Annotated in this window: 9 protein-coding genes; 3 read left to right on the plus strand and 6 right to left on the minus strand. The window is 75.2% G+C overall.

Annotated features, from left to right (window positions below; all coding sequences use genetic code 11):
- Nucleotides 1-220 precede the first annotated feature (220 nt).
- The gene (locus ABT118_RS07215; protein WP_350645571.1) at nt 221-1,534 is read left to right on the plus strand and encodes a tetratricopeptide repeat protein; all 1,314 of its coding nucleotides are present in this window, start codon (nt 221-223) and stop codon (nt 1,532-1,534) included.
- A 24-nt stretch (nt 1,535-1,558) separates the two neighbouring features.
- Here the strand turns inward: ABT118_RS07215 and ABT118_RS07220 are convergent, their stop codons facing one another.
- From ABT118_RS07220 to ABT118_RS07235, 4 genes are read right to left on the minus strand one after another with little or no spacing between them, the layout of a single operon-like run.
- Nucleotides 1,559-1,969, minus strand: coding sequence for a MarR family winged helix-turn-helix transcriptional regulator (locus ABT118_RS07220; RefSeq protein ID WP_350645573.1), 411 nt, complete (start codon nt 1,967-1,969; stop codon nt 1,559-1,561).
- Entirely contained in the window at nt 1,966-2,817 is an 852-nt protein-coding gene (locus tag ABT118_RS07225) for an ABC transporter ATP-binding protein (protein ID WP_350645575.1), read from the minus strand. The genes ABT118_RS07220 and ABT118_RS07225 overlap by 4 nt, the downstream gene beginning before the upstream one ends.
- A complete protein-coding gene (locus tag ABT118_RS07230; RefSeq protein ID WP_350645577.1) occupies nt 2,814-3,845 on the minus strand; it encodes a FecCD family ABC transporter permease in 1,032 nt (343 codons plus the stop codon). The genes ABT118_RS07225 and ABT118_RS07230 overlap by 4 nt, the downstream gene beginning before the upstream one ends.
- Before the next feature lie 2 nt (nt 3,846-3,847).
- The gene (locus tag ABT118_RS07235) at nt 3,848-4,876 is read right to left on the minus strand and encodes a FecCD family ABC transporter permease (protein ID WP_350645579.1); all 1,029 of its coding nucleotides are present in this window, start codon (nt 4,874-4,876) and stop codon (nt 3,848-3,850) included.
- Between the two features lie 152 nt (nt 4,877-5,028).
- Here ABT118_RS07235 and ABT118_RS07240 point away from each other — a divergent pair, with 152 nt between their 5' ends.
- Both ABT118_RS07240 and ABT118_RS07245 read left to right on the plus strand, forming a co-directional pair.
- Entirely contained in the window at nt 5,029-6,711 is a 1,683-nt protein-coding gene (locus ABT118_RS07240; RefSeq protein WP_350645580.1) for an ABC transporter transmembrane domain-containing protein, read from the plus strand.
- On the plus strand, nt 6,708-8,519 hold the full coding sequence (locus ABT118_RS07245) for an ABC transporter ATP-binding protein (RefSeq protein ID WP_350645581.1): 1,812 nt from the start codon (nt 6,708-6,710) through the stop codon (nt 8,517-8,519). The genes ABT118_RS07240 and ABT118_RS07245 overlap by 4 nt, the downstream gene beginning before the upstream one ends.
- Before the next feature lie 51 nt (nt 8,520-8,570).
- Here the strand turns inward: ABT118_RS07245 and ABT118_RS07250 are convergent, their stop codons facing one another.
- Both ABT118_RS07250 and ABT118_RS07255 read right to left on the minus strand, forming a co-directional pair.
- Complete coding sequence (locus tag ABT118_RS07250) at nt 8,571-9,290, minus strand: DUF4232 domain-containing protein (protein WP_350645582.1); 720 nt, start codon at nt 9,288-9,290, stop codon at nt 8,571-8,573.
- Nucleotides 9,291-9,456: 166 nt separating this feature from the next.
- On the minus strand, nt 9,457-9,654 hold the full coding sequence (locus tag ABT118_RS07255) for an MbtH family protein (protein ID WP_350645583.1): 198 nt from the start codon (nt 9,652-9,654) through the stop codon (nt 9,457-9,459).
- Nucleotides 9,655-9,669: the final 15 nt, after the last annotated feature.

Raw genomic sequence — 9,669 nt, forward strand, 5'->3', positions numbered from 1 at the left:
TAAAGACTTTCCCATACCCGCCCCGCGCGCGTGCCTGCGGACCGGGTACTACGGACCTCGGAACCCGACAGAGAGGACGTCCTCGGCGTTCCCCCCGACCGGCCGCAATCCGTTTGCCTGCGAGCGGGACGGTGGCGATGATCGAGCCTGACCACGACCGTCGGAGGTGCCGGCGGACGCCCCGGGCCGTGGCACCCGACCCGCCCCCAGGAGGAGCTGCGTGAACCCCGAACTGGCCGAGGCCCGAAGCCTGGTGGACTCCGGCGATCCGCAGGGTGCGATGCGCGTGCTGCGGACCGTGGCCGACGGCCTGCCCGCCACCGAGCTCGCACCGCTGGTGGAGCGGCTCGCCCGGACGGTCGGGTTCGACGACCTGGCCGAGGCGGCGGCGCAGCTGGCCTCCGGCCCCGACGGGATCGGTGAGCTGTACGAGTACGCGTACGCCTGCATCGACCGCGGGGCCTCCCAGCTCGCCGTTCCCGCGCTGCGGCAGGCGCTGGCGCTGAGCCTGGACGCGCCGCCGCGCCGACGGCTGTTCAGCCGCCGCAGCTCCGTGCCGACCCCCCGGCAGGTCCTGCTGGAGCTGGCCGTCGCCCTGGAGGACGGGCAGCAGCACGCGGAGGCGGTCACCGTGCTCCAGCAGCACGACCGGCTGATGGCGGACTGGCCGGACCGCTACCTGCTGGTCCACAACGCCGTGATGGACGGCCGGCTCGACCTGGCCCGCCAGGTCTTCGACGGCCTCGGCGAGCCCGACCAGGACTGGCGCGAGCCCGCCGACCGGATCCGCCGCACGCTGGCCCGGGCCGCCGACGCCGTCCCCGCCGACACCGAGGACCTGCGCGGCTGGCACTACACCCTGACCGGCGGCCTGCTCACCACGCTGTCGCCGTACGGCTTCCGGGCCGGGATGACCGGCCGCTGGGCCTACCTGCACGACAGCTTCGACTCCTGCCGGTACGGGCTGGAGCGGCTGCGGGCGGTGCTGGCCGCCACCGACCGCAAGCCCGCCTCGGTCGCCCTGCTGCCGGACCGGGGCAGCCAGGCGCTCGGCCTGGCGGCGGCCCGGCTGCTCGGCCTGCCCGCCGCGCCGTACCGGGCCGGGACGCCGGACGTGCTCGTGGTGGCGTACGACCTGAACGCGTGCGAGCCCGAGCTGGTGGCGCAGCTCCTGGAGCGCGCGGACGGCGAGATCCTGTTCGAGCACGCCACCTGCTGGACCGACACCCCGGCCGTCTCCGCCGACATCTGCACCCTGCTGGCCCAAGTGGCGGTCGCTCCTTGGGAGTCGGGGGTGCACGTGGCCGAGGACGGGGAGCCGGACCAGGCGTCGGGCGACCGGCGCTCGGCCGAGCAGCTGGCCGACGCGATCCTGGCCGCCGGGGCCGAGCCGGACCAGGGCGACGGCGAGACCCCGGCCGACCCGGAGCAGGCGCTGACCGCCTTCGCCCGCCGGGTGGACGGCAGTTGGCTCACCGGCGCCCGGGACCGGATCCGCTCGGCCGGGCCGGTCCGCAGCTCCAGCTTCCGCTGAGAGCGGGGCGCCCTGGCCGAACTGTCAGGACAACCGGCCGAGCAGGCTGGCCAGTTGGACCCGTTCGTCGTCGGTGAGCGGGGCCAGCACGTCCTCCTCCACGGCGGTCAGCTCCTCGGCCAGCTCGGCCAGCAGGGCCCGCCCGGCCGGGGTCACCGAGACGTCTATCCGGCGGCGGTCCCGGGCCGACCGGGTGCAGGCGAGGTAGCCCTCGCCGCCGAGGTCCTCGACCACCTTGACGATGTCGCTCGGGTTGATGTCCAGCCGGGCGGCCAGTTCGCCCTTGGAGAGCGAGCCGGCGGCGACCAGGGCCTCCAGCACGGCCACGTGCCACAGCCGCAGGCCACGCCGCGCCACGCTGGCCGCCAGGCTGGCCCGGGCGGTGCGGCCGGTGCTGGACATCAGATAGGTCGTCAGACCGAGCAGCCGGGTCATCCGGTCGACCGCCCGCCCGGACGCCGGGCGGCGCGGACCACCATCGGGGTGCCGGACTCCGGGTCCTCGACCACCCGGCAGGCCAGGCCGAAGACGTCCTCGACCAGTTCGGCCGTGACCACCGCGGCCGGGGCGCCCTCGGCCACGATCTCGCCGCCGGCCCGCATCACCACCAGGTGGGTGGCGTACCGGCAGGCCTGGTTGAGGTCGTGCAGGACGGCGACCACGGTGTGGCCGCGCTGCTCGTGCAGATCGGCGCAGAGGTCGAGCACGTCGAACTGGTGCGAGATGTCCAGGAAGGTGGTCGGTTCGTCCAGCAGCAGGATCGAGGTCTGCTGGGCCAGCACCATGGCCAGCCAGACCCGTTGGCGCTGCCCGCCCGACAGGTCGTCCACCGGGCGGTCGGCCAGCTCCAGCACGCCGGTCTGCCGCATCGCCTCGGCGACCGCCTGCTCGTCCTCGGTGGACCACTGCCGCAGGAAGCGCTGGTGCGGGTAGCGGCCCCGGGCCACCAGGTCGCCGACGGTGATGCCGTTCGGCGCGCTGGAGGACTGCGGCAGCAGGCCGAGCCGCCGGGCCACCTCGCGCGAGCGGTAGGAGGCGATCGCGGCTCCGTCCAGGTAGACCGTCCCCGCGGTCGGGCGGATCATCCGGGCCAGCGCCTTGAGCAGGGTGGACTTGCCGCAGGCGTTCGGGCCGATGATCACGGTGAAGGAGTGGTCGGGGATGGTCAGGCCGAGCGACTCGGCCACCGTCCGCCGGTCGTAGGAGAGGGTGAGGCCCTCGGCCCGGAGCCGGGCCGGCCCCGTGGTCGGCGGTGCCTCTGAGATCTCTGAAGTGACAGTCATGCGCGGCTCTTTCGCGATTCGCTGACCAGCAGCCAGCTCAGGTACAGCCCGCCGATGGTGCCGGTCGCGACGCCGACCGGGAGCAGTGCGGGCGAGAAGATCCGCTGCACCGCGAAGTCGCTCACGGCCAGCAGGACGGCGCCCGTCAGGGCAGCGGGCAGCAGGCCCGCACCGGCGCTGCGCAGCAGCCGCCGGGACAGCTGGGGTGCGGCCAGCGCGACGAACCAGATCGGCCCGGTGGCGGCGGTGCCGACGGCGGCCAGGCCGACGCTCAGCACCAGCAGGACCAGCCGGGTGCCGCCGACCGGCAGGCCGAGCGCCCTGGCGGTGTCGTCGCCGAGCTCCAGCATCCCGAGCCGCCGGCCGTACCAGAACGCGAGCGGGAGCAGCACGGCCAGCGCCACGGCCACCGAACCCACCTGCGGCCAGCCCCGGTTGTTCAGGCTGCCGATCAGCCAGGTCTGTGCGGCCAGCGCCTCCTGGAGGGTGGCCCGGGTGATCAGGTAGGAGTTGACGGCGAGCAGGATCGCGCTCACCCCGATCCCGATCACCACCAGCCGGAAGCCGCCGAGGCCGCGTCCGAACGCCAGCAGGTAGACCAGCAGCGCGGTGGCCAGGCCGCCGACCAGGGCGCCGACGGCGATCTGGGTCATGCTGCCGTGCAGGACGATGATGGCCAGCAGCGCCCCGGTCGCGGCGCCGTTGGTCAGGCCGATGATGTCGGGGCTGCCGAGCGCGTTGCCGGTCAGGCTCTGCAGGATCCCGCCGCTGACCGCGAGCGCCGCCCCGACCAGCAGCGCCAGCAGCAGCCTGGGCAGCCGCAGCGTGTTGACGATGAAGTCCGCCCCACCGCCCTCGCCGGTCAGTGCGCCGACCACCTCACCGACCGTCAACCGCACCTCCCCGACCGCCAGCGCGAGCCCGCTCACCACGACCAGCAGCAGCACCAGCACCCCGCTCAGCCCGGCTGCCCGGGGCGACACCCGGACCGACCAGGAGCCCGCGCGCAGCACGACCCCGCTGACCACCTTCACAGCATCACCAGCTTTCGACGGCGGCACAGGGCCAGGAAGAGCGGGCCGCCGAGGACGGCGGTGACGATGCCGACCTGGACCTCGCCGGGGGCGCCGAGGACCCGGCCGGCCACGTCGGAGCCGACCAGCAGGGTCGGGGCGAGCAGGGCGGAGTAGGCCAGCACCCAGCGCTGGTCGGGGCCGGCCACGAAGCGGGCGACGTGCGGAACCGCCAGGCCCAGGAAGGCGATCGGGCCGGCAGCGGCGGTGGCGGCGCCGCACAGCAGCATCACGGCGACGGCGCCGAGCACCCGGGTGCGGCCGACGTCGACCCCGAGGGCCCGGCCGACCTGGTCGCCCATGCCGAGGGCGTTCAGCGAACGGGCCAGGGCGAGGGCGAGCACGGTGCCGGTCAGGATGAACGGCAGGACCACCCGGAGCACGTCGTAGTTGCGACCGGCCAGCGAGCCGACGGTCCAGAACCGGAACTCGTCGAAGGTCTCCGGATCGAGCAGCAGGACGGCCGAGTCGAAGGCGTAGAGCACCGCGGTCAGCGCGGCTCCCGCGACCACCAGCCGTTCCGGGGTGGCGAGCCGGCGGCCGGAGGAGCCGAGCAGGTAGACCGCGACCGAGGCGGCGGCGGCGCCGAGGAAGGCGAACCAGACGTAGCCGAGCACGGTGCCGACCCCGAGGAAGCCGATCGCCACCACCACGCCGGTGGAGGCGCCGAGGCTGACGCCGAGCAGCCCGGGGTCGGCCAGCGGGTTGCGGGTGAGGGCCTGCATCAGGGCGCCGGAGAGGCCGAGCGCGGCGCCGACCAGCAGGGCGAGCAGGGTGCGGGGGATGCGGTAGTCGTGGATCACCACCGAGGCGTTGGAGCCGTCGGGGTGCCAGAGCACCCGCCAGGTGGCGCTGAACGGGATGTCCCGGGTGCCGACCCAGACGCTCAGCAGCGAGAGCAGGACCAGGACGGCGAGCACCACGGCCAGCCCGAGCACCCGTCCGCGCGGCCCTGCGGTCCGCGGGGCCAATGGTTCGACATTCATAGTTAGGTAAGGCTAACCTAGCTATTCGCGAGAGGTCAACACCCGGACCGATCCACTGACGATCCGTCACCGCGACCGGCCCGGCGCGCTCTTGCAGAGTAAGAGTAGCCTTACCTAACTCAATCCAGGACACCTCCGTGAAGGGACACCGCATGCGCACAGGAGGACCTACGGGGGGCGACGTCCTCCGCCGGGCGATCGGCGGCCAACGCCGGCTCGTCACCGGCGCCGCTCTGCTCGGCATGACCCATCAGGCCTGCGAGGCCCTGGTACCCGTGGTGATCGGCGTGGTGATCGACCGCGCGGTGGCCACCGGCGACGGCTCGGCCCTGCTGCGCTGGCTGCTCGTGCTCGCGGTGCTCTTCCTGGTGCTCTCCACCTGCTACCGCACCGGCGCCCGGGTCGGCGAACGCGCGGGCGAACAGGCCGCCCACCGGCTGCGGTCGGAGCTCGCCACCCGGGTGCTCGACCCGCGCGGCGGCGCCGACACCGGCCGGCTGGCCGGCGCCCTGGCCGGTATCGCCACCGGGGACGCCAAGCGGGTCGGCGGGGTCGCCACCGTGCTCCCGTACGGCGTCGCGGCGGTGGCCGGACTGACCGTCAGCGCCGTGCTGCTGCTGCGCATCTCGGTCCCGCTCGGCCTGCTGGTGCTGCTCGGCATCCCGCCACTGCTCTGGCTCGGCCACAGGATCAGCATGCCGCTGGAGCGGCGCAGCGGCGTCGAGCAGGAGCGGGCCGCGCAGGCCGGCGGCATCGCCGCGGACCTGGTGGCCGGCCTGCGGGTGCTCAAGGGCATCGGCGCCGAGTCCGCCGCCGTCGCCCGCTACCGGACGACCAGTCAGGACTCGCTGGCCGCCGCCCTGCGGGCCGCCCGCAGCCGGTCCTGGCACGACGGTGCGATCCTCGCCCTGACCGGCGTCTTCATCGTGCTGATCGCGCTGGTCGGCGCGGTGCTGGCGATGAACGGCTCGATCAGCGTCGGCGAGCTGGTCGCGGCGGTCGGGCTGGCCCAGTTCCTGCTCGGCCCGTTCCAACTGCTCACCTACGTCAACGGCGAGTTCGCCCAGGGCCGGGCCTCGGCCGGACGGATCGCCTCGGTGCTGGCCGCGCCGGCCGCCGTGGCGACCGGCACCGGCAGCGTCGCCGACCCGCTCGGCGCCCTGCGGCTGCGCGGCGTGCACCACGGTGCGCTGCGCGGGCTCGACCTGGAGATCGCGGCCGGTTCGCTGGTCGGCGTGGTCGCCAGGGACCCGGCGGCCGCCGCCGACCTGCTGCTCTGCCTGGGCCGCGAGACCGACCCCGAGCGGGGCACGGTCGAACTCGACGGCACCGACCTGACCGCGCTCGACCCGACCGAGCTCCGGGCGGCGGTGCTGGTCGCCCACCACGACGCCGACCTGTTCGAGGGCACCCTGCGGGAGAACGTGCCCGCCGCCTCCCCCGCCGCGCAGGCGGCCGCGATCACCGCCGCCGCGGTCGACGAGGTGGCCGAGGCACTGCCGCAGGGCCTGGACACCGCACTAGACGCCGGCGGCAGCTCGCTCTCCGGCGGCCAGCGCCAACGCGTCGCCCTGGCCCGGGCATTGGCGGCCGAACCGCCGGTGCTGGTGGTGCACGACCCGACCACCGCCGTCGACACCGTGACCGAGTCCCGGATCGCCGAGCGCCTGCGAACCGCCCGCCGGGGCCGCACCACCGTGCTGGTCACCACCAGCCCCGCCCTGCTGGCACTGGCCGACCGGGTGGTGGTGCTGGAACAGGGCGTGGTCACCGCCGACGGCCCGCACCACGAGCTCGCCGCCGACGCCTCGTACCGCTCGGTCGTGCTCGCATGACCGCCTCCACCGCCGCCACCATCGATGAGGACACCCCGATGCCCGCCACCGAGCGCGAGCTGCTGCCCACCGCCACCGGCGCCGAGACGCTGGCCGTGCTGCGCGGCCTGCTGCGCCGTCAGCGCGGCCTGACCGCAGCCGCCCTGACGGTGCTGCTGCTCGGCACCGGCATCGGCCTGCTCACCGCCCCGCTGCTGGGCCACCTGGTCGACCTGGTCGACCGGAAGGCCGGGACGGGCGCGCTGACCCTGCCGCTGGTCCTGCTGGTCCTGGTCGCCCTCGGACGCGGGGGCGCCACCGCGATCGGCAGCGCCCTGGTGGCCCGGCTCGGCGAGACCCTGCTGGCCTCGATCCGCGAGCAGTTCGTCGAGCGGGCGCTGCGGCTCCCGCTGGAGCGGGTCGAGGCGGCCGGGGTCGGCGACCTCACCTCCCGGGTCACCGGGGACGTCGCGCTGATCGCCCGCACCGTCCGGCAGGCACTGCCCGAGTTCGCCCGCTCGGCCCTCACCATCGTGCTGACCCTGGGCGCCCTGGCCGTGCTGGACTGGCGGTTCGCCGCCGCCGTGCTGGTGGCGGCGCCGGTGCACGTGTTCACCCTGCGCTGGTACCTGGGCCGGGCGATCCCGGTGTACGCGGAGCAGCGGGTGGCCACCGGCGCGCTCCAGCAGCAGCTGCTGGACAGTGTCGGCGGCGCCCGTACGGTGCGCGCCTTCCGGCTGACGGACCGCCACGTCGGCCTGGTGGAGCAGCGCTCGCAGGCCGCGGTGGACCTCTCGCTGCGCGGCATCCGGCTGGTGACCGGCTTCTTCTCCCGGCTCAACCTGGCCGAGTTCATCGGCCTCTCCTCGGTGCTGGTGGTCGGCTTCCTGCTGGTCGACGACGGCTCGGTGAGCATCGGCACCGCGACCGCCGCCGCGCTGTACTTCCACAGCCTGTTCAACCCGATCAACGCCGCCCTGGTGCTGATCGACGACGCCCAGTCGGCCGGGGCCAGCCTGGCCCGGCTGGTCGGCCTGAGCGCGCTCCCGGTCGAGGCGGAGCCGGCCGAGCCCGCCACCGCGCTGGACGGCTCGGTCGAGGTGGCCGGGCTCGGCCACGCCTACCGGCCGGGCCACCCGGTGCTGCACGACGTCTCGCTGACGGTCCGGGACGGCGAGCGGGTCGCCCTGGTCGGTGCCAGCGGCGCGGGCAAGACCACGCTGGCCAAGCTGGTCTCCGGGGTGCACCGGGCGGCCGAGGGCACCGTCCGGCTCGGCGGCGCGGACACCGCGGCGCTCGGCCCGGCGGGCACCCGGCGGACGGTCGCGCTGATCAGCCAGGAGGTGCACGTCTTCGCCGGTCCGCTGGCGGACGACCTGCGGCTGGCCCGGCCGGAGGCCGACGACGCCGAGCTGCGCGCGGCGCTGGAGCGGGTCGGCGCCCAGGACTGGGTGGCCGCACTGCCCGAGGGCCTGGACACCGTGGTCGGCGAGGGCGGGCACCGCCTGACGGTGGCTCAGGCGCAGCACCTGGCGCTGGCCCGGCTGGTGCTGACCGACCCCCCGGTGGCGATCCTGGACGAGGCCACCGCCGACGCCGGCAGCGCGGGCGCCCGGGAGCTGGAGGCCGCCGCCGCCGGCGCGCTGGCCGGCCGGACCGGACTGGTGGTGGCGCACCGGCTGACCCAGGCCGCGAGCGCCGACCGGATCGTGGTGCTGGACCGGGGCCGGGTGGTGGAGACCGGCAGCCACCAGGAGCTGGTCGCCGCCGGGGGCCGCTACGCCGAGCTCTGGTCGGCCTGGGCCGACAGCCGCGTCACCACCGGCTGAGCAGCAACAGCGCCGCCCGCCCGGTACTCACCGGGCGGGCGGCGCTGTCTCTCAGCCCGGCACGCCGAACGCGGTGACCCGGAACAGGCCGTCGCAGGCCTGGGTGTTCGGGAACGGCAGCAGCGGCACGGTCTTCGGGTCACCGGGAATCCGGATCTCGCCGCCGTACGGTGCCGTCCACAGCCGCCCGCCCTCGCAGCGGGGGCCGAAGGGGTTGCGGTAGTGCAGGCCGAAGACCGTGTTCCCGCCCGGCACGAGGTCGACGTCCGTCACCGTGGCCGGATCGGGGGGCTCGACCGTCATGGTGCGCGGAACGGTCGTGCTCACCATCATCCCGCAGCCCGGGGTCAGGTCCCCCTTGGCGCACGTGTTCACCGTGGTGTCGCCGTACGTGCTGATCCCCGGCCAGCCCCGCAGTCGGCAGCTCGACGGCGAGTTGTTGTGCAGGCTGACCGTGACGGTGAAGTCCTCCCAGGCACCGGGAGCCCCCCGTCCGCCGGCCAGGCCCAACGCCGACAGGTCGGCGGCGGTGCAGCGCCGGGGCGGGGTGGTGCTGCGCGCCTGGGGCTGCGCCGAGGCCGGGGCGGCGGCGCTGCTCGGCACCGCCTGGGCCGGCGCGGCGGCGGGCGCGGCAGCCGGCGGGACGGCCGGGGCCGTCTGAGCCGGGGCCGCCTGTTGCTCGGCCGGGTCGATCAGCGGCGCCGGCGCGGCACAGGCCGCCGCCGCGTACAGCAGGATTGCGCAGGCGGCCGTCCGCCCCCATGAATTCACCGAGTTCCCCACGGCCGGATGCTACGGGCCGTCAGCGCGCGACCGGGCCGTCCGCGCCCGCCCTGCACCGGTTCGGTGTCCGGCGTTCAACTGCCGTTCCCCGGAGCGGCGTCGGCCCCCGCCGTCGCAGTTCGGACGGTGGGGGCCGACGGGTCGGATCAGCCGGTCAGCGCAGGCCGGCCGGGCGGAGGTCGGTCCAGTGGGTCTCGACGTACTCCAGGCAGGCGTCCCGGTCGGCCGGGCCGAAGGCCGGGGTCCAGCCCGCCGGCGGCGGGGTGAAGGTGGGCCAGAGGGAGTGCTGGTGCTCGTGGTTGACCAGGACCTGGAAGGCGGCCTGCGGGTCCTCGAACGGGTTGGTGCTCATCAGGGGTGGCTCCTC

The organism is Kitasatospora sp. NPDC002040, assembly GCF_040296785.1.
Classification (GTDB): Bacteria; Actinomycetota; Actinomycetes; order Streptomycetales; family Streptomycetaceae; genus Kitasatospora.

Coding starts and splice junctions, on each gene's coding strand:
- ABT118_RS07220 (WP_350645573.1), bottom strand. CDS start 1,969: ATGACCCGGCTGCTCGGTCTGACGACCTATCTGATGTCCAGCACCGGC.
- ABT118_RS07225 (WP_350645575.1), bottom strand. CDS start 2,817: ATGACTGTCACTTCAGAGATCTCAGAGGCACCGCCGACCACGGGGCCG.
- ABT118_RS07235 (WP_350645579.1), bottom strand. CDS start 4,876: ATGAATGTCGAACCATTGGCCCCGCGGACCGCAGGGCCGCGCGGACGG.
- ABT118_RS07240 (WP_350645580.1), top strand. CDS start 5,029: ATGCGCACAGGAGGACCTACGGGGGGCGACGTCCTCCGCCGGGCGATC.
- ABT118_RS07245 (WP_350645581.1), top strand. CDS start 6,708: ATGACCGCCTCCACCGCCGCCACCATCGATGAGGACACCCCGATGCCC.
- ABT118_RS07255 (WP_350645583.1), bottom strand. CDS start 9,654: ATGAGCACCAACCCGTTCGAGGACCCGCAGGCCGCCTTCCAGGTCCTG.